19 protein-coding genes and 3 pseudogenes are annotated in these 20768 nt (G+C 71.1%); 8 read left to right on the forward strand and 14 right to left on the reverse strand.

The window, feature by feature from the left end; translation table 11 throughout:
- The first annotated feature begins 83 nt into the window (after positions 1 to 83).
- Positions 84 to 515, forward strand: a complete 432-nt coding sequence (locus tag ACOTKD_RS13225) for a cupin domain-containing protein (protein ID WP_424889092.1) — start codon at positions 84 to 86, stop codon at positions 513 to 515.
- Positions 516 to 583: 68 nt separating this feature from the next.
- Here ACOTKD_RS13225 and ACOTKD_RS13230 read toward each other — a convergent pair whose 3' ends face one another.
- Positions 584 to 2218: an amidase gene (locus ACOTKD_RS13230; protein WP_424889093.1), complete on the reverse strand. Its 1635-nt coding sequence runs from the start codon at positions 2216 to 2218 to the stop codon at positions 584 to 586.
- A 352-nt stretch (positions 2219 to 2570) separates the two neighbouring features.
- On the opposite strand from ACOTKD_RS13230, the gene ACOTKD_RS13235 reads away from it, so the two are divergent.
- Positions 2571 to 2891 carry an antibiotic biosynthesis monooxygenase family protein gene (locus ACOTKD_RS13235; protein WP_359095820.1) on the forward strand — a complete coding sequence of 107 codons (321 nt, stop codon included), beginning with the start codon at positions 2571 to 2573 and terminating at the stop codon, positions 2889 to 2891.
- Between the two features lie 84 nt (positions 2892 to 2975).
- On the opposite strand, the gene ACOTKD_RS13240 is transcribed toward ACOTKD_RS13235, so the two are convergent.
- The 7 genes from ACOTKD_RS13240 to ACOTKD_RS13270 all read right to left on the reverse strand — a co-directional run bounded on the left by ACOTKD_RS13240 (position 2976) and on the right by ACOTKD_RS13270 (position 10132).
- Entirely contained in the window at positions 2976 to 3842 is an 867-nt protein-coding gene (locus ACOTKD_RS13240) for a hypothetical protein (RefSeq protein ID WP_424889094.1), read from the reverse strand.
- Complete coding sequence (locus ACOTKD_RS13245; RefSeq protein ID WP_424889095.1) at positions 3839 to 4837, reverse strand: fatty acid desaturase family protein; 999 nt, start codon at positions 4835 to 4837, stop codon at positions 3839 to 3841. Before ACOTKD_RS13245 ends, ACOTKD_RS13240 begins: the two co-directional genes overlap by 4 nt.
- On the reverse strand, positions 4837 to 5955 hold the full coding sequence (locus ACOTKD_RS13250) for an amidinotransferase (RefSeq protein WP_424889096.1): 1119 nt from the start codon (positions 5953 to 5955) through the stop codon (positions 4837 to 4839). Before ACOTKD_RS13250 ends, ACOTKD_RS13245 begins: the two co-directional genes overlap by 1 nt.
- Positions 5956 to 6152: 197 nt before the next feature.
- Complete coding sequence (locus tag ACOTKD_RS13255) at positions 6153 to 6746, reverse strand: HAD family acid phosphatase (protein WP_424889097.1); 594 nt, start codon at positions 6744 to 6746, stop codon at positions 6153 to 6155.
- Between the two features lie 186 nt (positions 6747 to 6932).
- Positions 6933 to 8156 carry a serine hydrolase domain-containing protein gene (locus ACOTKD_RS13260; RefSeq protein WP_424889098.1) on the reverse strand — a complete coding sequence of 408 codons (1224 nt, stop codon included), beginning with the start codon at positions 8154 to 8156 and terminating at the stop codon, positions 6933 to 6935.
- Between the two features lie 171 nt (positions 8157 to 8327).
- A complete protein-coding gene (locus ACOTKD_RS13265) occupies positions 8328 to 8807 on the reverse strand; it encodes a nuclear transport factor 2 family protein (RefSeq protein WP_424889099.1) in 480 nt (159 codons plus the stop codon).
- Positions 8808 to 9160: 353 nt separating this feature from the next.
- Positions 9161 to 10132, reverse strand: coding sequence for a DMT family transporter (locus tag ACOTKD_RS13270; RefSeq protein WP_424889132.1), 972 nt, complete (start codon positions 10130 to 10132; stop codon positions 9161 to 9163).
- Between the two features lie 423 nt (positions 10133 to 10555).
- On the opposite strand from ACOTKD_RS13270, the pseudogene ACOTKD_RS13275 reads away from it, so the two are divergent.
- Together ACOTKD_RS13275 and ACOTKD_RS13280 are read left to right on the forward strand one after the other, a co-directional pair.
- Positions 10556 to 11674 (forward strand): annotated as a pseudogene (locus tag ACOTKD_RS13275) (IS630 family transposase).
- Positions 11675 to 11706: 32 nt separating this feature from the next.
- Positions 11707 to 12135, forward strand: a complete 429-nt coding sequence (locus ACOTKD_RS13280; protein WP_424889100.1) for a protein-tyrosine phosphatase family protein — start codon at positions 11707 to 11709, stop codon at positions 12133 to 12135.
- Between the two features lie 84 nt (positions 12136 to 12219).
- On the opposite strand, the gene ACOTKD_RS13285 is transcribed toward ACOTKD_RS13280, so the two are convergent.
- Together ACOTKD_RS13285 and ACOTKD_RS13290 are read right to left on the reverse strand one after the other, a co-directional pair.
- Positions 12220 to 12768, reverse strand: a complete 549-nt coding sequence (locus ACOTKD_RS13285; RefSeq protein ID WP_424889101.1) for a transposase — start codon at positions 12766 to 12768, stop codon at positions 12220 to 12222.
- Positions 12769 to 12805: 37 nt separating this feature from the next.
- A pseudogene (locus ACOTKD_RS13290) lies at positions 12806 to 13198 on the reverse strand (winged helix-turn-helix domain-containing protein); the annotation flags it as partial.
- Between the two features lie 121 nt (positions 13199 to 13319).
- Between ACOTKD_RS13290 and ACOTKD_RS13295 the strand changes: the two are divergent.
- A pseudogene (locus ACOTKD_RS13295) lies at positions 13320 to 13808 on the forward strand (IS5 family transposase); the annotation flags it as partial.
- Positions 13809 to 13838: 30 nt separating this feature from the next.
- Here the strand turns inward: ACOTKD_RS13295 and ACOTKD_RS13300 are convergent.
- Positions 13839 to 14270: a hypothetical protein gene (locus ACOTKD_RS13300; RefSeq protein WP_424889102.1), complete on the reverse strand. Its 432-nt coding sequence runs from the start codon at positions 14268 to 14270 to the stop codon at positions 13839 to 13841.
- A 464-nt stretch (positions 14271 to 14734) separates the two neighbouring features.
- On the opposite strand from ACOTKD_RS13300, the gene ACOTKD_RS13305 reads away from it, so the two are divergent.
- Positions 14735 to 15712 (forward strand): rod shape-determining protein, encoded by a 978-nt coding sequence (locus ACOTKD_RS13305; RefSeq protein WP_424889103.1) that lies wholly within the window; start codon positions 14735 to 14737, stop codon positions 15710 to 15712.
- 186 nt (positions 15713 to 15898) lie between these two features.
- Here ACOTKD_RS13305 and ACOTKD_RS13310 read toward each other — a convergent pair whose 3' ends face one another.
- Positions 15899 to 16273, reverse strand: coding sequence for a cupin domain-containing protein (locus ACOTKD_RS13310; RefSeq protein WP_424889104.1), 375 nt, complete (start codon positions 16271 to 16273; stop codon positions 15899 to 15901).
- A gap of 77 nt (positions 16274 to 16350) precedes the next feature.
- On the opposite strand from ACOTKD_RS13310, the gene ACOTKD_RS13315 reads away from it, so the two are divergent.
- Complete coding sequence (locus ACOTKD_RS13315) at positions 16351 to 16791, forward strand: MarR family winged helix-turn-helix transcriptional regulator (protein ID WP_424889105.1); 441 nt, start codon at positions 16351 to 16353, stop codon at positions 16789 to 16791.
- Between the two features lie 41 nt (positions 16792 to 16832).
- On the opposite strand, the gene ACOTKD_RS13320 is transcribed toward ACOTKD_RS13315, so the two are convergent.
- Positions 16833 to 17810 carry an asparaginase gene (locus tag ACOTKD_RS13320; protein WP_424889106.1) on the reverse strand — a complete coding sequence of 326 codons (978 nt, stop codon included), beginning with the start codon at positions 17808 to 17810 and terminating at the stop codon, positions 16833 to 16835.
- Between the two features lie 34 nt (positions 17811 to 17844).
- Positions 17845 to 19437 (reverse strand): GMC family oxidoreductase, encoded by a 1593-nt coding sequence (locus ACOTKD_RS13325; protein WP_424889107.1) that lies wholly within the window; start codon positions 19435 to 19437, stop codon positions 17845 to 17847.
- Between the two features lie 442 nt (positions 19438 to 19879).
- Between ACOTKD_RS13325 and ACOTKD_RS13330 the strand changes: the two genes are divergently transcribed.
- On the forward strand, positions 19880 to 20608 hold the full coding sequence (locus tag ACOTKD_RS13330; protein WP_424889108.1) for a DUF4097 family beta strand repeat-containing protein: 729 nt from the start codon (positions 19880 to 19882) through the stop codon (positions 20606 to 20608).
- Positions 20609 to 20768 lie beyond the last annotated feature (160 nt).

Below are 20768 nucleotides of genomic sequence, written 5' to 3' on the forward strand. Positions count from 1 at the left end.
ACACGCCGCCGGGCTGTGGACTCCCGTACGGTGCCTGGCCCGAACCGATCGGACGCCGCAGGCATACTTGTTGTACTGCGCGCATGGAAGATCAGAAGCAGTGCACGGTGGTCCGCACCGGGCAGTACGAGGGCATCCAGGGCGGTCTGTTCGGGGCGGGCATCAGCGCGCAGTCGGCGGGGGCCACGGGGCTGTGCCTCCACCGGCTGGTGATGCCCGCCGGCACCAGGGGCCGGCCTCACCTGCACGAGGGCCATGAATCGGCCGTCTTCATCCAGTCCGGCCGGGTCGACGTGTGGCACGGCGAGGGCCTGGCCGAGCACGTGGTGCTGCACGCGGGCGACTACCTCTACATCCCGGCCGACACCCCGCACATGCCGGTGAACAACGGCACCGAGGACATGGTGTGCCTGGTCGCGCGGACGGATCCGGACGAGCAGGAGGGCGTGCGCCTGCTGGACCTGCCCGCCTGGCTGGAGGCGCAGGTCAGCCCGCTGCCCGTCGGAGCCGGCTGAGCCGTCGCCGCCGGGCGCGGGCCGGGCCTGCGGCACGGGGCCGGGCCGCGGCCGGGCCCCGTGAGCGTTCAGCGGGAGGCGCCGGGCGACCCCGCGGTCGGCAGATAGCGCGGTGCGCGCCAGGCCTTCAGCCTGTTCTCCACCGCGGCGCCCAGCGACAGCAGTTCGCCGTCCTGCCGGTCACCGGCCATGAGGAGCAGGCCGACCGGGAGTTCGCCCACGAATCCGGCGGGCACCGACAGCGACGGGTAGCCGGCCACGGCCGCGGGCGTCGAGGACGGGATCACGTCGTTGTCGCCCCGCGCGCAGTCGGTCGTCCAGGCGGGCGGGTTGGCCGGCGCGGCGATGGCGTCCAGCCGGTGGGCGGCCATGGTCTCGTCCACGGAGCGCCGGGAGAGGTCCTTCAGCTCGGCGCGCACGGCCCGGTACCCCGGGTCGGTGACCGGGGGCGCGGCGAGGGCCTGCTCGAACAGTTCCTGGCCGGCGAAGCAGGTCCGCTCCGCCGCGTGGGCGCGGTTGAACGCGATCAGCCCGGCGAGGTCGCGCGGCCCCTCGCGGCCGGCGAGGTAGGCGTCGATGTCCCGGTGGAACTCGCTCAGCAGCGCCGGGAACTCGAGCTGGGCGAGCCGTTCCTGGTACGGGGGCGTCACCTCGACGACCACGGCTCCCGCCTCGCGCAGCTTCCCCGCCGTACGGGTCATCAGGGCGTCGACCTCCGGCCCGAGCGAGGGCAGCCGCCACAGGCCGATCCGCTTGCCGCGCAGTCCGCCGGGCCGCCGCGTCAGCCCGTCCGGGAGGACGGCACCGGGGCGCGGGGCGCCGTCGCCGCGGAGGACCGCGAGGGTGAGGGCGGCGTCGGTGACGTTGCGCGCCATGGGCCCCGCGGTGTCCTGCTCGGCCGAGATCGGCACCACGCCGGCCCCGCTGACGAGCCCGAGGCTCGGCTTGTGGCCGACCACCCCGTTCATCCCCGCCGGGCACACGACGGAGCCGTCCGTCTCGGTCCCGATCGCCACCTGCGCGAGCGACGCGGCGAGCGCGGCGGCCGAACCCGAGGACGATCCGCACGGATTCCGGTCCAGTACGTAGGGGTTCCTGGTCTGCCCGCCCACGGCCGACCACCCCGACGTCGGCTTCGCCGCACGGAAGTTGGCCCACTCGGACAGGTTGGTCTTGCCGAGGATCACCGCTCCCGCGTCCCGCAGCCTGGTGACGAGGGCCGCGTCGGTGTGCGGCGGGCTGCCGGCCAGTGCCAGCGATCCGGCCGTCGTGGGCATGTCGTGGGTGTCGATGTTGTCCTTGAGCAGGACGGGAATGCCGTCGAGCGGTCCGCGGGCGCTGCCGCGCCGGTGCCGGGCGTCGCTGGCGGCCGCCTGGCGCATGGCGGTGGGATCGGTGCGCAGCACCGCGTTGATCCTGGGACCGACGGTGGCGATCCGCCGCAGGTAGGCGGCGGTCAGCGCGGATGCGGTGAGCGATCCGTCCGCCATGCGGGCCTGCAGCTCCGGGATCGTCACCCTGTCGAGGTCGGCGCGCAGCGGCGGTGGAGGACCGTCCGGCAGCGGTGCGCCACCGGCGTCGTCGCGTTCGGCGGCTTGCGCATGAACGCCCGCCGCACCGGGCACACCCGGCACACCTGTCACGAGAGACCCCAGCCCCACCGCCACTGCGGCCATCAGTACGAGAGCACTCTGCTTCCCCATGCGTGCCAGCGCACTACATCGCCGCGCCCGGCACAAGAGTCGGCGCCGGACGTGACCCGAAGCGGGCTGCCCGGCGCCGGGCCCGGACCTGTGCGCCTACCGGATCCTCCAGGAGGCGCTGACGAACGTGCTCAAACGCGCCGGGCCGGCGCACGTGGCCCTGTCGCCGGACTACGGCCCGGAGGTCCTCACCGTCCGCGTGACCGACGACGGCGGCAGCGGCGGGGTCCCGCAGCACGTGACGGGCGGCGGGCACGGCTTGATCGCCACGCCGGCGCCCCCGCAACACGCCACCCCTGCCACACGCCACCCCCGCCACACCCGTAACGGGGACATCGGGCACCATGGGGGCATGAGCGTAGTCAAGATCAACGTCCTGACCGTCCCCGCCGAGCAGCGCGCCGTTCTGGAGGAGCGCTTCTCCGCACGTGCCGGGCTCGTGGAGTCCAGCGACGGCTTCGAGTGGTTCGAGCTCCTGCGGCCCGTGGAGGGCACGGACGACTACTTCGTCTACACCCGCTGGCGCAGCGAGGAGGACTACCAGAACTGGATGAACGGCCCGATGCGGCAGGGCCACCAGGGCGGCGACGGCGCCCGCCCGAAGCCGGCGGCCACGGGCTCCAGCCTGCTGTCCTTCGAGGTCGTGCAGCAGGCCTCGGCCAAGAACGCCTGAAAAGGGCCCGGGGGCGCGGGATCGTTCCCCGCGCCCCCGGCCCTCACCGCTTCCGCGTGACCAGGTCCGCCGTCAGGCGGGCCGTCACGTCCACCAGACGAGTTCGTTCTCGTCGTTCAGGGCCGTGAAGCAGGTCAGCAGCAGCCGCTTGGCGTCGCCGGCGGGCGTCTCCCCGCCCAGGACGGCGTGCGCGAGGTTGCCGTTGATCACGCACAGGTCCCCGCTCTCGACCGGGACGACCACACTGGGGTGGCCCTCCAGCTGTTCCGGCGGGTAGGGGAAGCCGCTGTAGGTCAGGCCGAGCCGCTCCCGGGAGCGGTCGTCGGGCTCGACGTTCCACAGCTTGATCTGCCCCGTTCCCCCGGGCACCTGCGGGTAGACGTTGACCGCCATCACCCGGCGCAGCTCCTGGATCTCGAAACCCGCCTGCAGCGGGTCCCGGAGCTGGGCGAGGTCGTCGTGCGGCATGAGCAGGAAGGCGCCGGTGTTGTTCCAGAGCACGGCCTTCGAGTCGCCGGCGGCACGCCCCTCGTGCACCGCGGGGCGGACCCCCGCGAGGCCGCCGTGCCCGGCCAGCCGGTCGCGCAGTGCGGCCACCGGGTCGGTCGTGCCCTCGTACAGGGCGCGTACGGCGTCGGCGGAACGTTCCACCTCGGTCAGGTAGGCGTCCGTCGTCTTCTCGATGTGCGACGCGCCGACGATGTACCCCTCGACGCCGTCCTCCCCCTCCCCGTACCGGGGAGTGCGGTGCGTGGAGGCCCAGAAGTTCTCCACGATCCGCCGGCGGTCCTGCTCGGGGACGAAGCCGGTCACCCGGTAGGCGGCCAGCTCCCCGCGCAGCACCTGGAGGACGGCCTCGACGTCGAGGCTGCCGTGCGTCTCGTGCACCCGGAACTGGTCCGGCGGCAGGGCGCTGCCGGTGATCTGCGGTGCCGTGGTGCCGGTGGTCATGCGCTCCTCCGACGGGTCTCGGTCGCGGTGGACGGTGCGCCGCCGGTCGCGGTGCCGTGGTGGAGGAGGGGGCGCCTGCGGTCGAGGAAGCCGAGCATGGCCGGGACCGGGCTGATGATGCGCGGCCGGCTGTCCAGCTCCCCCCGGCGCCTCTCCCGTACGACCGGCATCTGTGACCAGTGCGTCGCCGGGCTGAGGTGGTGCTCCTGGTGGTAGCCGTCGTTGAAGGTGAGCGCGTTGTACAGGCGGCCGTAGTGACTCACCGAGTCCGTCGCCCTGGAGGACGGGTCGGCGCCGTAGTGCCGGTAGTAGTTCTGCACGTTCACCATCGCCAGGGCGATGAAGAACGACGGCAGGTAGCAGAAGAGCGTCCACTGCCAGGAGATCACCGCGAACAGCACGAGCGACAGGCAGTGCGCGGCGCGGTCCGCCTGCACCTGGCGCAGTTCCTTGCTGCGGCGCGGCTCCCTGCGGGCGGCCAGCGACAGCAGGTTGGCGTCGCCGGCCCCTACGCGCCACAACCGCACCACGTAGAGGACCTCCCTGCCCCGGGCCACGAGCGAGTCCAGCGCGCCCTTCACGACGAAGTGGAGCAGCGGCGCGTGTTCGCCGTCCCTGCCGTCGCGATAGGTGGACGAGGTGTCCCGCGTCGTGCCGTCCGCGCCCTTGAGGTCGTTGTTGAACCGGTGGTGGTTGCGTACGTGGGTGAGGTGGTACGCCTGCACCGACTGGCCGATGTTGACCGAGTTCAGGAGCGACACCAGTCCGTTGAGCCGGGACGAGGTGAACCACGGCACGTGCGTGAACAGGTGGGAGATGACGATGATGTTGTAGGCCATCATCACCGCCAGGAGGGCGTAGCTGCCGGCCTTCCAGGGGGCCGGAGCCCCGTCCCACGCGGTGGCGAGCCAGATCGTTACGGTGAACTGGGCCACGCTGAACACCAGCAGGATCGCGTCCCGCGGTGTGTGTTTCCATATCCCCCCGGTCGTCATTAGAAGTACGACTCCAGGGTGCCGCGGCGGCGGACGTCGAGCGTGGCGCAGTGGAACGAGCCGCCGAAGCTGTTGAAATTGCGGAAGTTGACCGGGATGGGCTTGAAGCCGAACTTCTTCATCGCGTCGATCATCGGCTGGTCCTGCCGCTCCACGATGACCCGCTCCTCGTCCAGCATGAGGATGTTCATATTGATCCACTTGCTGGTCATGTACAGCGGGTGCGAGTCGGGGATGACCGGCGCGGGCGCGGTCATGACGTCCCAGCCCTTGAAGAGGGCGGGCACCTCGGGGACGCGCTCGGGGTGGATGAGCAGCTTGCCCGGAGCCATCGGGACCAGCGTCGCGTCGATGTGCATCGGGTGCGAGTCGTTGAACTCGAAGACGTGGATGCGGTAGTCGTCGCCGAGGTGGCGGCGCAGCCACTCGATGCCGAAGTCGTTGGTGACGTTGCTCTTCTGGGCGATGATGTCGCGCCCGCAGCGCGTGAAGTCGGCGGCGTCGAAGGTCGGCTCGAACTCGGTGACCACGAGCCGCTGCGGGCCGTCCTCGCCCGGGTCGGTCCAGCTCTGGTCGAACTGCTCGTCCGTCAGCTCGGGCTTGGGGCCGGAGCTCCACTTGGCGCCGCCGCGGAAGTACTCCTTGAGCAGCGGGCGGTAGGCGAGGGTCTCGTAGTAGCGCGAGCGCCAGGCCATCGGGCACTCGATGATGTCGTTGCCGACCACGAGGAGCGCGTCGCGGGGCATCGCCGCGTACATGCCCGTGCTCTTCCAGTCCAGCGTGCTGTACTCGGTGCGCTGGGGGATCGGCTCGGGGCGGCGGACCTTGACGCCCTCGCTCGTGAGGATGTGGGCGAACTCCTCCAGCTCCTTGTGCGCCGCGGCGACCTGCTCGGCGGGGAAGGGCTGTCCGGCGTTGCGGCGGAAGGTCTCGTGCTGGTTGCCGGGCAGTACGGGCGGCAGGGCCATGTGCCAGGTCGGGAAGCTCGCTTCGTCGACGATGCCGACGATCACTTCCTCCAGCGGGTCCCACTCGGTGTAGGAACACACGGGGCCTTCGGGCTGTTCTGCCTGAGCAGTGTGTTCGTTCGCGCTGTTGCCCACTGCGTCAAGTGTCACGGGTTGTGCTCCTCTTGCTGTGCGACGTGCGGGGCCACCACCGGGGGACACGGGTGGTGTTGCGGTGAGCGTGTCCTCACCGGCGGTGGCCTTCGATCGAGTGATCGAATTCAACGCGTGCGCCTGCCGGGCGGGCAAGACTCCCGGCAATGTTGTCGCAAAAGGCGTTCTTGACAGGTCGGCCGGCCGAATTGCCGTCAGGAAAGCCCGCCGTCGTAATCGGGCAGCTTGAAGCCCTTTTCATAGTAGCCGCCAACAAAATCGGTCGACCGGTTTCCTATGTTGGCGGTGATGACATAGCCGTTCCGCGTGAGCTCCTTCCGGCAGCGCGCCTTGCCCTCCCCCTTGCTCTCGCCGTGCTCCCGCACGCACATGGCGTCCACCGGATAACCGGCGTCCTCAAGTTGCTGCCGGGCGGACGACGAGGAGGTGCGGGCGGTGACGAACAGCACGGCCATGTGGTGCGCGTGCGCCCATTCGGCCACCTCCAGCACGGGCTTGTCGGCCCGCCCCGGGTGGTAGTACGTCTCCAGCGCGGTGTTGTCGATGTCCAGGACGATGGCCGGTTTCCCACCGTGCCCGGCGGAACGGCCGCGCAGCCACGGGACGGCGGGGGCGACGGCCTTCTGCACGTCGGCCTGCCAGGTCCGGTAGTCCGGCGCTCCCCGCCCCTCGGCGATGAGCGAGGCGGTGGCCACCGCCGGGGCTGCGACGGCCGGCGACGCGGCCGGGAGCACGACTGCCGTCAGTACGGCGGCGAGGGCGGCGATACGGAACTTCCTGACGGACATCGACCCGTTCCTTCCAGTGGTCCACTGATCAACCTGTCGGTCAGAAAGATCAGCAGCGCGGAAGGACGTCCGGGCGACGCAGAGATGTCACCGCCATGAACACGCTCAGACCGAACGGACCGCTCGGACCGCTCGGACCGTTCGGACCGCTTGGACCGCTCGGACCGCTTGGACCGCTCGGAGCGGCTACTTCTTGCACAGCGTCGCGCTGAACGCCTTCAGCGCGGCGTCGTTGGCCTTCTCCGGGATCGTGAGGCTGGTGTTGACGGCGAGGGTGATCTGCCGGTCGCCGTCGGCCGACGTGAAGCTGAAGGTGCTGTAGCCCGGAACGCTGCCGGTGTGCCCCCAGACCGGCTGCTCGCCGGGGCAGTAGGCGGACCTGCTCTCCAAGCCCAGGCCGTACGCCCGCGCCGACCCGGGCTCGGTCTCCTGGAACGTCCGCATCTCCTGCCGCAGATGGGACGGCAGCAGGCTGCCGCCGGACAGGGCGCGGTAGAAGCGGTTGAGGTCGGAGGTGGTGGAGACGATGTTGCCGGGGCCCCAGAAGGCCGTGGGGCTGAAGTCGGTGAAGTCGGCCGGTGCGGTCTCTCCGGGCAGCCGCTCGTAACCGTTCATGTGCCGGCCGGGCAGTCGCTCGGTCGTCGGGACGGTGGTGCCGGTGAGGTGGAGCGGGCGCACGATGCGGCGGTCGATCTCCTGGCCGAGTGGACGCCCGGCGGTCTTCTCGATCAACATGGCGAGGATGACGTAGTTGGTGTTGGAGTACGCCCACTTCCTCGGCTGACCGGGGACGCGCGGCTCCTTCGCCTCAGGCGTTCCCTCCGTCCCCTGCGTCTCCTTCATTTCCTTCGTCGCGATCGCGACCAGCTCACGGGGCGTGTGGTGGGAGTGCTGGAGCTTGCGTATCGGGTCGTCGCCGTCACGCCGGAGCACGTCGGTGTAGTTGGGGATCCCGCTGGTGTGACCGAGCAGTTGGCGTACGGTGACGGGCGCGCCCTCGACCTGGTCGGGTACGAGGCCCGGCAGGTGGCGCCCAATGGGGTCGTCCAGGCCGATCCGCCCCTCGGCGACGAGCTGCAGCACGACCGTGGCGACGAAGCTCTTGGTCACGCTCCCGGCCCGGAACCGGTCCTGCGGCTGCGCCCGGCGCCCGTCCCGGAGGTCGGCGACACCGCTGCTCCTCCGCCAGGTGCGATCTCCCTCCCGCACCTCGGCGATCGCACCGGGCACGCCTGCGGCAACGATGCCGTCCAGGGCCCGCTGGAGCGCGGCGGCCTTGCCGGCCGGGCTCGCGGCCTCCCGGTCGGCGCCGTGGGCACCGGCGGGTGCCGCGGCGGCCGGGACGGCTGCGGGGACGAGGGCGGCTGCGGCAGCAAGCAGGGCTGAGGCGGCGGCGGTTCGGCGGCGCATGGTTCGGATTCCCTTCGTGGTGCGTTGATGTCCTCACCGTAAGAAGTCCGGGCCCCGCGCGTGATCAGGACAAAGAATGATCATGGCGCTCCGATCCCCTACAGGTCTCCCTGACCTCCGGGTCCGGGTCAGGGTCAGGGTCCGAATCCGGGCCGGCGGGGGCGAACGGCCTCAGGTGGCAGGGGGCGCCGTCCACTCCTCCGGCACCCGCGGCGGCGTGCCCCGGGTCCAGGCCACGTGCAGCGCCGAGGCGCTGATCCGCCAGCCGTCAACCGTCCTGACCAGCTCGGTGAGGGTGCGGCCGCCCGAGACGAAGGGGTTCTCCGAACCTCCGGCGAGGACGTGCGTGCTCAGCTGGGCGCCTCGGACCGTGGCGCGGTCGCCGTCGATCCCGATGACGAAGCCGGCCCCCAGATGCACGGTGCGGTCGAAGAGCGCCATGCCGCGCCGGGTGTGGGCCAGCACCGCCTCGCGGCCGTGAACCGTGCCGATGGGCATCTCCGCGGTGACGTCCTCGGTGTGGAAGGCACGGGCCCAGGCCTCGTCGAAGACGCGCTCGTCCAGCGAGCGCAGGTAGCGGTCCATCAGGTCGGTGATTTCCGCGCGGTCGGTCAGGTCCTGCAGCTGACGGTGCATCTGTGCGATCTCCATGAGGGAACCCTGTCACCTCAAGCCCACTTGAGGTCCAGTGGTAAAGGAGTGGCTCGGGCAACAGGGAGCGGATTGGATGGGGCGGGTGACCGTGACCGAGCCGGTCGCCGCGCTCCGCCGGGCCGCAGGACTGGGTGCGGCGGATCGAGTACCGCGACGAGCTCCTGGCCTTCGGAGCGCTCTGGGACGTACAGACGTAGACGGATCGACGTAGACGTACGGACATAGACGTACGGGCGTAGACGGATCGACGTACAGGGGAAACCCCGGCCGGGGCGGTTCGCCGCCGCCTTCACCGCCAGTGCGCGTGAAGGCGGCGGCTCGTTGCTGCGGTTGCCCCGGCGGGGCTCCGCTCAGGCGGTCGCCGGCTCCGGGAGGCGGGATTCGGCCACGGCGAGGCCGGCGACTGCGGTAAGCAGGAGGAGCGTGCCGGCGATGGTGGCCGCGGTGAGGTGTTCGCCGAGGAGCGTCACGGCGAGGATGGCGGCGCTGACCGGCTCGATCAGCATCACCACCGCCGCTGTCGTCGCGCGGACGGCCGCGACGCCGGCGAAGTAGAGGGGGTAGGCGAGGGCGGTGGTGACGGCGGCGACGTAGGCCATGAGCAGCAGGACGCGCCCGAGGTGGTCGGTGTGCGGGATGATGCCCTCGGCCCAGGCGAGGGGCAGCAGGACCGCCGCACCGATGCCGAAGGACCACATCGTCAGGCTGTAGGGGTCCTCGCCCCCGCCGCCGCGGCGGCCCGTCCAGCGGGCCAGAAGCGTGGCCACGGCGTATCCGGCGGCGGACAGCAGCGCCAGGCCCACCCCGAGGGGGTCGACGGTGCCCGCTTGGTCGCCCAGGACGAGCACGGCCAGGCCGGCCAGGGCCCCGCACACGGCGAGGACCCCGCCCCTGCCTATCCGCTCGTTCAGCAGCAGCCGCCCGCCGATCGCGGTGAAGACGGGCCCGGCTCCGAGCGTGACGATGGTGCCCACGGCCAGCCCGGTCTCCTGCACCGCCCCGAAGTAGGCGGTCTGGAAGACGGCCAGGCCGATGCCCGTGCCGATCAGGAGCAGCAGCCGCTGCCCCCGCAGCCGGGGCTGTGGGACGCGGGGTGCGGAGGAGGGGGCGGGCCGCTTGGGGAGGAAGGCACGGGCGGCGAGCAGCAGTGCCAGGCCGCTGACGTACCGCCAGAAGGACACCGCCATGGGGCCCAGGTCGCTGGACCGGTAGATGATGTCCACGGCGGCGCCGGTCGTTCCCCAGGTGGTGCCTGCAATGGCCAGGTAGATGAGACCGCGCCCCACGGAACGCGACGCCTTCGCGCCGGGATCGCCGGTCAGGGACGACGGCTCCGACGACGGCTCTATGGATGTTGCGGACACGGATTCGGACACAGTGCGTTCTCCAGACGGAGCGGATGGTCAGGGGACTCCCGTGCGCGGGCACACCCACAAAGCGCGTCGGCCTCGAAGGGCCCGGCGCGCTGAGGAGAGGTGGCGGCCCGCGTCAGGCGGCGGGAGGCGCAAGCACTGTCGAACGCATGGCGACCACCCTACGCCCTCCCCCGGACCAAATGATCATGTTCCGGCTGCCCTTGGCGGGAATTGGCCGGTGCACCGGCAAGATCAGGCCGAGTTCCGGGAGCGCCTTGCGCTCCCCTCCCCCGCCGCCGGTCGCTAGTGCTGTGACCGACAACGTTCGCCGGGTTGGTGGTGGTGCCGGTTGGATGTGGGCGGACATCTGATCCGGTTTGGGGAGGCGTGGTGGCGGAGCCGGTCAAGGTGCGGAGGCTGACCGATCAGGAGGGCCAGCAGTTACAGCGGATCGTGCGTCGGGGCAGCACCAGCTCGGTGCGCTATCGGCGGGCGATGATGCTGGCCTCGGCCGGTGGCAACCGCGTACCGGTGATCGCTCGGCTGGTCCAGGCCGACGAGGGCACTGTTCGGACGTGATCCACCGGTTCAACGAGATCGGTCTGGCCTGCCTGGACCCTCGCTGGGCGGGAGGCCGTCCCCGCCTGCTCAGCCCTGACGACGAGGACTTCGTCGTCCAGACGGCCACCACACACCCGGCAAAGCTCGGGCAGCCCTTCACTCGCTGGTCGATCCGCGAACTCGCCGCCTACCTGCGGCGGGTACACGGCCGGGTGATCCACATCGGTCGCGAGGCCCTGCGCTGCCTGCTCGCTCGACGCGGCGTCACCTTCCAGCGCACCAAGACGTGGAAGGAGTCCACCACCCCGGAGCACGACGCCAGACTCGACCGGACCGAGGACGTCCTGGAACGCTTCCCTGACCGGACGTTCGCGTTCGACGAGTTCGGCCGCTCGGAATCCGACCCACCGCCGGCAGCTGCTGGGCCGAGCAGGGCAGGCCCGACCGGCTCCCCGCGACTTATCACCGCCCCTACGGTGTGACCTGCTTCCATGGCTGCTACTCCGTCGGCGACGACACGTTGTGGGGCGTCAACCGGCGCCGCAAGGGCACTGCCCCAACACCTTCGCCGCGCTCCGGTCCATCCGGGCCGCCCGCCCCGACGGCGCCCCTGTCTACGCGATCCTGGACAACCTCTCCGCACACAACGGCAAGAAGATCCGCCGCTGGGCGAGCAACAACAACGTCCACCTCCTGTGCTTCACCCCGACCAACGCCTCCTGGGCCAACCCGATCGAGGCGCACTTCGGACCGCTGCGGCAGTTCACCGCCGCCCACTCCCACCACCCCAACCACACGGTCCAGACCCGCGCGCTGCACGCCTACCTGCGCTGGCGCAACGCCAATGCCCGCCACCCCGACGTGCTGGCCGCCCAGCGCAAGGAGCGCGCCCGCATCCGCAGCGAGAAGGGCATCTGCTGGGACGGCCGACAGCCGAAGGCCGGCTGACCACCCACCGACGGGAGGTCTACGCTCGCCACGTGACCGCGATATGGGAGCCCACGACGGCAGGCGTACTTCGACTGCCCTCGGGCCGACTCATCCGCGGCCGGGGACTGCGCCGGCCGCTGCCGAAGGGCCCACGGCCCACCTTTGCGCTCTATTTGCTGGGCCACCAGCCGCCACCCGTCGTCTGGGAGAGCCGATGGCTCCGCTGGCCCGACTTCTGGCTGCCTTCCGACCGTGCGGCGACCGCCGACGCACTACGCGAGGCATGGGCACGCGCCGAGACCGAACGCGTCGAGATCGCCTGTGCCGGCGGACACGGAAGAACCGGCACCGCCCTGGCCTGCCTCGCCGTGCTCGACGGAGTACCCAGCCAGCACGCGGTCGCCTACGTCCGGGAGCATTACGCTCCACGCGCCGTGGAAACACCCTGGCAACGCCACTACGTCTCCCGATTCCAGTAGCGGCATCCATCCATCAGCCACCAACCCAAAGACCCTTCACCGACCCGGCGAACCTTCCCGGTCACAGCCCTACTGAGGTTTTCGTTAGTTTTGTGGTGGTTTGGGGTGAATGGTTAGTCCGGTGTGGGTGAGAAAGGACCAGGGGAGTTGTGCGTTGGAGCAGACGCGGTGGATGCCGCGTTCGGTGGCGTCGGCGACATCAGCGAGGTGATCGCCGGCGAGGTTGGCGAGCTCGCGGGTCTTGATGGCTGACCACAGCAGTTCCACGGGGTTGAGCTCGGGTGCATAGGCGGGCAGCCGTTCCAGGGTGAGCCAGTCCTGTTCGGCCGCCCAGGCTCGCGTGCCCCGGCTCCAGTACGCGGACAGTCCGTCCCAGAAGGTTCTGACCTGTTCCAGCACCTCGATCAGGGAGGCGGTGTCGTAGCTGCCGGGCTTGAGGTGGAAGCACAGCCGCGGACCGCGGGCGGCGTCGGCGGCGTAGTAGCCCGGGGCTGCGGCCATCGAGACGCGTTTCCAGTTCAGCCGGTGCCGCAGGACGGGAGTGCGGCCGCAGGGCGCGTAGGTGCGGCGGATCTGGGGCAGCAAGGACACGCCCGATTCGTCGAAGAACACGATCCAGGCACGTTTCTTCACCGCCCTTTTTGATGCGCGGCCACTCCTGGGCGACCCACCGGGCGATCTCGGAATCGTCCCGCTCGACCGCCCGGCGCTTGGGTCGCTGCAGGCTCCATCCCAACCGCCCGGTCAGCAGCCGCCATACCGATGCGCGCGCCAGCTTCACCCCGGTCAGTCGTTCAATCACGACGCCTGCCCGCTCCAGGGTCCACAGATCGGCCTCGAACCCGTGCGCCTGGGCACCCTGCTCCAATGCGGTCCGAACCGCCTCGACTTGGGTGTCATCCAGCTTGGGCGGCCGACCGGTGGCCGGACGCCGCCGCAGCGACTGAGCCCCGCCCTCCTCCCACATACGCTTCCACCGGCGCACGCTCTCGGGGTGGATCCCCACCATCCGTGCGACCTCGGCATCAGAGCGTCCCTGCTCGAACAACTCGACCGCCCGCATACGCCGGGCCTCAGCCAACTGCGGCCGCGTCAGCGGCGGAACGGGAGCTTCGGACACAACAGGAAGAGGCCCAGAAGGCACACCAGCATCCTCGCACTGCTACAGCCTCTGCACCCACAGAACTAAGGGATTGGGCCGCTCCCGGGGCGGGCTGACGTGCAAGATTCATCTGGCGAGCGAAGGGGGGCGGCGTCCCCTTGCGTTCGTCATCACACCGGGCCAGTGGGGCGATGCCCCACAGCTGATCCCCGTCCTCGACCACGTCCGGGTCCCCGGAATCGGTGGTGGACAACCGCGCACGCGGCCCGATCATCTGGGTGCGGATAGGGCCTACAGTTCTCGTCGCAACCGGCGTTACCTACGGCGTCGGCAGATCAAGCACACCATCCCGGAACCGGCCAACCAGAGGGCCAACCGTCAACGCCGCGGCAGCGCGGGCGGTCGGCCCACCGGCTTCGACCGTGCGATGTACAAGCGCCGCAACGAAGTCGAACGAACGATCAATGCCCTCAAGGGCTTCCGGGCTGTGGCGACCCGCTTCGACAAGCGGGCGTATATCTTCCACGGCACGGTGACCGTTGCCGCGCTCCGCCTGTGGCTTCGCGCATGAAGCGCCAAGCAGAGACCTACGACGGATGCCTCAGTAGAAGACGCGGGTAGTGGACCAGGATGCCTGGGCTGAAGGGTTGTTCAGGTCATACGTAAGGCCGGATAGCCGCCTGTCGGAGCCGAGGGAACCGGTGTAACGGCCTCTGGCGCCGTTCGACCACCCAATGGTGAAGTAGATGCTCGTGCCGTCCACCACTGCGCCGTACTCGACCGTCCCGGAAGTGCCGCCGTAGTATCCGCTCCCGTAAAGGTGCCCGCTGCCGTCCTGAGTCAGGTTGAGTGTGACCGTAGGCCCGTTGCTCTGATAGAGCTCCCACGTACCACCGGCATAGAAGCCGGGCGCCGCGACGGCCACTGGTCGCGGAGTGGAGTGCACGGTGGCGGCGCCAGCGCCAGGGGCCACGGCAACGCCGCCGATACCCAGAGCCAGAGCGAGGCTGACCGCGGCAAGTCTGTTGCGCATGGGAGATCCCTTCACTGACGTCTTCAGGTTGGAAGATCCACTCCGCACGTACAGGGGACGGCCCGGCAGCAGGAGCCACACGGCCGAAAAGAGCATGACAATGCGTGGGGGGATTCGTCGATATTCCTTCTGGCCAACTCGCCACGTACCACCTCGTACCCCCGGAGGAGGAACCGGCTCCACAGTCAGCGCTGCCGCAACTGTCACCATCGAGCTGCACACACGACCCACCGGACACGCCCTAGGCATGTGTGGCTTGTAGTGGTCCAGGACGGTGCTTTGGGCGCAAGGCCTTCCTGGACTCCCGTTCGGCCGTGGCGGGCTGGGGCTCGGCAGCACGGCTCGTTGCCGGACGGCTGCACGGGCCGAGCTGGAGGGCGGGAGCAGCAGGGCGGTGCCGCCGGGTGACTGTCCGCGGACGCCGGGCCTTTTCGGATGATCATTGGCCGGATCTGGTGCTGTTGGTGGCCGACTCCCGGGAGATGCTCATGTGCTGTGCCGCCGTGCAGCAGGGCGTGGGGCCGGCTGAGCAAGGGGTGGGGCGGGTGAGCGGTCTGCTGCCGGGTGGGAACGCCGGTGCGGTGCTGATCGCCGGGAGTGAGGAGTTCCGGCTGTACGGGGACGGAGTGGGCGAGGTGCTGCGCCGCCCGGCCCCGCGCGAGGGCTGGTCCTCGTACGGGCTGCAAGAGGTGGCGCGCTCGCTGGCCGCGGTGCCGGGCATAGCGGCTGTGCCCGCGCCGGCCGGGCTCGTCCTGGTCGCCGCGCAGGAAGTGACGGAACTGGAGCGGGAAAGCCTTCGGGGGGTGGTCCGTCGCCAGTGGCCCGGGATCACGGTCTGGGGGATGGACGAGGCCCTCGCTGCGGCGCGCGGGGCGGGTAAGGAAGTAGACCGGGCCCGGGGACTGCTGGTCGTTCTCCTGCGCGGCAGGACCACGGACATCGCCGTGATCGACGCGGGCAGCGTCGTGCTGTCCAAGTCGCTGCGCCTGGGCACGGAGTCCCTGGACGGGGAGATCACGAAGTATGTTCGTGCCCAGCACGGCGCGCAGATCGCAGCCGCGACCGCACGCCGGATTCGCACCGAGACCGGCTCACTGGCGCCCTACGCGGACGAGCGGCCGCTGACGGTGCACGGCAAGGACGCGGTGACCGGCCTGCCGAAGGACATCCAGGTCAAGCCGGAGGAGATCCGTGAGGCCCTCAGGTCCGCCTATGCGCGCCTGGTCGATCTGGCCGTCGAAGTGCTTGAGGAGACTCCGCCGGAGCTGGCCGGGGACATCATGGGCAGCAACGGACTGGTGCTCACAGGGCCCCACCCGCGCGGCGCGGCCCAGATACTCGGCGAGACGCTCACGCTCCCGGTGCGGGTCCCCAGCTCCTCCGACCCGGTCCTTGAAGGCGCGCGCGCCTTCCTCAAGGCCCAGCCGAAGACCGCCCCGTAGATCCCGCCCGCCGTCCCCACCATGGCAGCGCACTTCAGGACGTCCGGCTCCGCTGCTTTCGGTTCGTGGGAGCCGAAAGCAGCGGCCGGTGCCCACATGCCCTACGTGCCTGAACACCCCACAGATACCTGTAAGGCATGGGCACCGCGAGCTACGTGTCAACGTGCCTGACGCTCAATCCGCACCCTAGTTGGCCCAGGGCGGCGTGATGGTGCTGCCGTCGGGCAGCACCGCGCTGAGGCCGACCCGGGTGGTGACCCAGAAGTGGGCGGGCTCGTCGGTCGGATTGGTCAGGGCGAGGGTGGCGCCTGCCGGGGCCAACGCGGCATCGCCGACACCCAGTTCGGCGGTCTCGCCCTCGATGGCAAGACGGATCCTGCCGGACAGGACGTAGAAGATCTCCTCGGCGCTGATGACATGCTCCGGGGTCACCGTGCCGGCCGGGATCTCGCCACGCCATGCCGCCAGATCGCGGCTTCCGGTGGCCGGGCGGACATAGGAGGCGAAGCGGGCGCCGTGGATCTCGTGGACCACGGCCTGGTCTCCACGAACGAAGGGCATGGAATTCTCCGGGAATCTCGAAGTGGACAAGTTCCTTGTCCATATAGACAAGCCCCTTGTCCGGTTATAGTCAAGGCATGGATGACGCCCTGGCCTTCTCCGCCCTCGTGCTGGCCCTGTCCGGGCAGCTGGTTCAGGAGATCAACACTCGGGTCCGCGAGCAGGGGTTCGCCGATCTGCGTCCCGCGCACGGCTTTGCCTTCGCCCGCATCTCGTGCCGCGACGCCACCACCGCCGACCTGGCCGAACACCTGGACATGAGCAAACAGGCCGCCGCCCAGCTGGTCGAGGAGCTGGTCCGCAAGGGGTATGTGGAACGCCGCCCGCATCCGCACGACGCCCGGGCCAGGCTCCTGGCACTCACCGATCGCGGCCGGGCGGCCACCCGAGCCGCCGACGAAGCAGCCAGGGCGGCCGTCGCCCCCTGGCGCGAGGCGCTCGGCGAACGCCGCTTCGCCGCCCTCGTCGCAGACCTGACGGGACTCGCGCCCACCGGGCCGATCCGTCCCGCCTGGTAGCGCCGGCCAGCCGCCACCGGGCTGACCCCATCGGACACGCCCTAGCCGTGCTCGGCGAACGCCGCGGCGATCTCGTCGTGTCCCGCGCCCGCCGCGAGCAGCAGCCGCAGCAGCACCCTCGCCTTGTACGGGTCGAGCAGTCCGCCGTTGATCAGTCCGCGCTGCTGGAGGTCGGTCTCGGAGCCGGGCGCGCTGTAGGTGTGCCGGAGCACCGGGCCGCTGCCGGTGCGGGAGGTGAGGACGACCGGGATGCGGTCGGCGAGGGCACCCAGCACGGGCGCGAGGGAGGCGGGCACGTGCCCGGCCCCGAATCCGGCGACCACCAGGCCCCGGTACGTCGCGGCGAGCCCTTCGAGCCGGCCGGGGTCGTCGTCGAGCGTGACGCAGTGCAGAGCCACGCGGGCGGCGTCGAGCCGTGCTCTGCCGATGCCCGCCGGCAGGACGGCGCGGCGCGGCGGCGGCGCCAGGACCCGCACCTCTCCTTCGACGACGCGGCCCGCCGGGCCCGCGTTCGGTGACACGAAGGCCGCCGTGCTCGTGCTGTGGGCCTTGCGCACCCATCGCGCCGCGTGCACCTCGTCGTTGAAGGCGACGAGCGCGCCGAGCCCGCGCGCCGCGGGGGAAACGGCGACGCGTGCGGCCGCGAGCACGTTGGCCGGGCCGTCGGCGCCGGCCATCCCCGGCTGCCGCATCGCCCCGGTCAGGACGAACGGCGCGTCGTGCGGCCACACGAGGTCGGCGAGGAACGCGGTCTCCTCCAGCGTGTCGGTGCCCTGCGTGACGACGGCGCCGACGGCCCCGTCCGCCACGGCCCGCGAGGCGGCGCCGACGACGTCGAGCACCTGCGCGAAGGTCAGGCTTCCGCTGGGGACGGCGTGGACGTCCCGTACGTCCAGGGGCACGCCGAGCTCGTCCAGTCCGGGTACGGCCGCGGTGATCTCGGCCCCGGTCAGCCGTTCCCCCTTGGCGCGCCCCGACACCGATATGGTGCCCCCGAGCGCGAACAGCGCGATGCTCACGTTTCCCCCACTGCTGCCGCCGGCCGGCGCCGGGCTACGCGCCCCGGACCAGGTCCGCGGCCTTCTCCGCGATCATGATGGTGGGTGCGTTGGTGTTGCCGCGCACCAGGGTCGGCATGACCGAGGCGTCGGCCACCCGCAGGCCCCGCACCCCGTGCACCCTCAGCTCGTTGTCGACGACCGGCCCCATGGCGCAGGTGCCCGCCGGGTGGTAGAGCGTGTGCAGTTCCCGCCGGGCGTGGTCGAGGAGGTCCCGGTCGCTGTCCGAGCGCGGCGCGAGGAAGTCGGACCGCCGGTGCGCCCGCAGCGCGGGCCGGCCCGCGATGTCGAGCAGGACGCGCAGGGCGCGCACCGCGGCCGCGCGGTCCTCCTCCGTGGACAGGTAGTTGTGCACGATGCGCGGCTTGGCGCTGGGCAGGGCCGAGCGGAGGGAGACCTTTCCCCGGCCGGCCGTGTCCAGCAGGACCGCACCGTGGTGGAAGGCGTGGGCGGCCGGAACGCCGAGGCCCTCCTGGTGGAACATGACCGGCAGCGCGTGGATCTGCACGTCCGGCGCTTCCAGCCCGGCCAGCGTGCGGACGAACCCGCCCGCCTCCCCCGCGTTCGAGGTGAGCGGCCCGCGGCCCTCGGCCTCCAGGAGGGCGAGGTTCTCCGGGGTCGCCGCCGTCATCAGCGACTCGGTGTCGGTGAGGTGGATGAGGGGCAGGTGCGGGTGGTCCTGGAGGTTCTCGCCCACGGGGAGGTCGGCGCGCGGAGTGATGCCGTGCGCTTCGAGCTCCGCGGCGATGCCGATCCCCGAGAGCATCAGCAGCTGCGGGGAGTTGTACGCGCCCGCGCAGAGGACGACCTCCCGTTCGGCGTGCAGTTCCACCAGCTCCCCGTGGCGTTCGGCCTCGACGCCGACGGCCCGGTCGCCGGAGAAGAGCAGCCGGGTGCACTGGGCTCCGGAGAGCACCGTCAGGTTCGGCCGCTCCAGGGCGGGGCGCAGGTAGGCGTCGGCCGTGCTGCACCGGAGGCCGTTCCGCTGGGTGAGTTCGTAGTAGCCGAAGCCGTCCTGCTCGGGGCCGTTGAAGTCCGGGGTGAACGGGTGGCCCGCCTCCTGCGCGGCCTCCACGTACGCCGTCATGAGCGGGTGGCGGGAGCGGCCCCGGCTGACGGTGAGCGGGCCGCCGGCGGCGTGCCAGGCGGAGGCGCCGCCGTGGTGGTCCTCCGCGCGGAGGAAGTACGGGAGGACCTCGTCCCAGCTCCACCCCTTGGCGCCGGCGTCCGACCAGGCGTCGTAGTCCCGGTGGTTGCCGCGGATGTAGATCATCGCGTTCATGGACGACGAACCGCCGAAGGTCTTCCCGCGCGGCAGGAAACAGCGGCGGCCGCCCAGGCCGGGCTCGGGCTCCGACGTGTAGTCCCAGTCGTACTTGGTCCGGAACAGCTTCGCGAACGCCGCCGGGACGTGGATCTCCGCGGCGTCGTCGGGCGGGCCCGCCTCCACCAGCAGGACGCGGACGCCGGGGTCCTCGCTCAGCCTCGCGGCCAGTACGCAACCGGCCGAGCCCGCCCCCACCACGATGTAGTCGTGGCTCCGGTGCTGTGCGTCCCTCGCGTCCCTTGCGCCCCTCACGTCCTGCATGGGCGTTCCCCTCCCGGTGGCCAGTGCGACGGCGGGCTCCCATGATGGCTTCCGGCTGCGGGCACGACCAGATGCCCCCCCCGCTCCCGCTGTCCCTCCGGCGCGGGCCGCCGTCGCGACGAGGCCGGAGAGGAGGGACGAGGAGGCCGGGATGAGGTGGGCCCGGTGACCGGGACGAGGACGCCCGGGGCGCGTTCGTCATCCACGCGGTGCTCGCGCTTGCTGCTTCGTGATCCTCAGGGTGTCCGGCCTGCCGGGCTGACCGGGCGCCGCCGGCCCTGCTGCTGATCGCCCGCTCCCCGGCCCGGGGGTTTACCCCATGGTGGGGGTCCGGGCCGGTGCATAGCCTCGTCTCAGCAGGCACCTCCCTCCACAGGAGCGCACTGCATTCACTGATGTCTCATCATTTTCTGACCTCTCATCACGAACGGTGGATACCTTCATGCGTGCGCGCCTCCGTCTGCTCACTGCCGTCACGACGGCCGCCCTCGTCGCGGGCGGGATCAGCGCGTGCGGCATGCTGCGGAAGAGCTTCAACGACGACACGACCGTCGAGCAGAAGATCACCTCCGTACGGCTCGACACCGGCTCCGGCGGCGTCACGCTGCGCGGCAAGGAGGGCACCACCACGGTGGGTCTGCACCGCTACGTCGAGTACGGCGGAGACCGCCCCGAGGGTGCCACGCACCGCGTCGAGAACGGTGTCCTGGTGCTCGGCGGCTGCGGCGACGACTGCTCGGTGGCCTACACCGTCGACCTGCCGGCGGGCATACCGGTGACCGGCCGGACGGGGAGCGGCGCGGTCAGCGTGTCCAAGTCGGGCGCGGTGAAGGTGCGGACCGGTTCCGGCGCCATCGACCTGGACGACGTCAACGGCCCGGTCGAAGTGCAGGCCGGCAGCGGCGCGATCTCCGGGCAAGGGCTCAAGAGCGGCCCCGTCGTCGCCAAGACCTCCAGCGGGGCCATCGACCTCACCATGGCCGCGCCGCAGGACGTCCGTGCCGAGGCCGGGAGCGGGGCCCTCACTCTGACCACGCCCGACGGGCGGTACCGCGTGACCGCCGAGAGCGACAGCGGCGGCAAGGACCTCGCCGTCCACGACGACCCCTCCGGCACGCACCGGCTCGACCTGAGCACCGGCAGCGGCGCCATCACGGTCAAGCGGTCCTGAGGCCTTCCGGGAGGTCCGGGTGAGGGGGCCGGGCCGCCTGCCCGGCCGGGGCTCGGGTGCCGCCACTGAGGGAAGCCGGGCCGGCCGGCCCGGCCCGGTCAACCCGTCGTGCTCCCAGGCTTGCGAAGCCATGGGCCGGGGAACGGCTCTGTGCATCAGG

This window comes from Streptomyces sp. XH2, from assembly GCF_049725035.1.
Lineage (GTDB): Bacteria > Actinomycetota > Actinomycetes > Streptomycetales > Streptomycetaceae > Streptomyces > Streptomyces roseoverticillatus.

Bases quoted from the DNA above. Each gene is read 5' to 3' on its own strand.
- ACOTKD_RS13225 (WP_424889092.1), top strand. From the start codon at position 84: ATGGAAGATCAGAAGCAGTGCACGGTGGTCCGCACCGGGCAGTACGAG.
- ACOTKD_RS13230 (WP_424889093.1), bottom strand. From the start codon at position 2,218: ATGGGGAAGCAGAGTGCTCTCGTACTGATGGCCGCAGTGGCGGTGGGG.
- ACOTKD_RS13235 (WP_359095820.1), top strand. From the start codon at position 2,571: ATGAGCGTAGTCAAGATCAACGTCCTGACCGTCCCCGCCGAGCAGCGC.
- ACOTKD_RS13240 (WP_424889094.1), bottom strand. From the start codon at position 3,842: ATGACCACCGGCACCACGGCACCGCAGATCACCGGCAGCGCCCTGCCG.
- ACOTKD_RS13245 (WP_424889095.1), bottom strand. From the start codon at position 4,837: ATGACGACCGGGGGGATATGGAAACACACACCGCGGGACGCGATCCTG.
- ACOTKD_RS13255 (WP_424889097.1), bottom strand. From the start codon at position 6,746: ATGTCCGTCAGGAAGTTCCGTATCGCCGCCCTCGCCGCCGTACTGACG.
- ACOTKD_RS13260 (WP_424889098.1), bottom strand. From the start codon at position 8,156: ATGCGCCGCCGAACCGCCGCCGCCTCAGCCCTGCTTGCTGCCGCAGCC.
- ACOTKD_RS13265 (WP_424889099.1), bottom strand. From the start codon at position 8,807: ATGGAGATCGCACAGATGCACCGTCAGCTGCAGGACCTGACCGACCGC.
- ACOTKD_RS13300 (WP_424889102.1), bottom strand. From the start codon at position 14,270: ATGCGCAACAGACTTGCCGCGGTCAGCCTCGCTCTGGCTCTGGGTATC.
- ACOTKD_RS13310 (WP_424889104.1), bottom strand. From the start codon at position 16,273: ATGCCCTTCGTTCGTGGAGACCAGGCCGTGGTCCACGAGATCCACGGC.
- ACOTKD_RS13315 (WP_424889105.1), top strand. From the start codon at position 16,351: ATGGATGACGCCCTGGCCTTCTCCGCCCTCGTGCTGGCCCTGTCCGGG.
- ACOTKD_RS13325 (WP_424889107.1), bottom strand. From the start codon at position 19,437: ATGCAGGACGTGAGGGGCGCAAGGGACGCGAGGGACGCACAGCACCGG.
- ACOTKD_RS13330 (WP_424889108.1), top strand. From the start codon at position 19,880: ATGCGTGCGCGCCTCCGTCTGCTCACTGCCGTCACGACGGCCGCCCTC.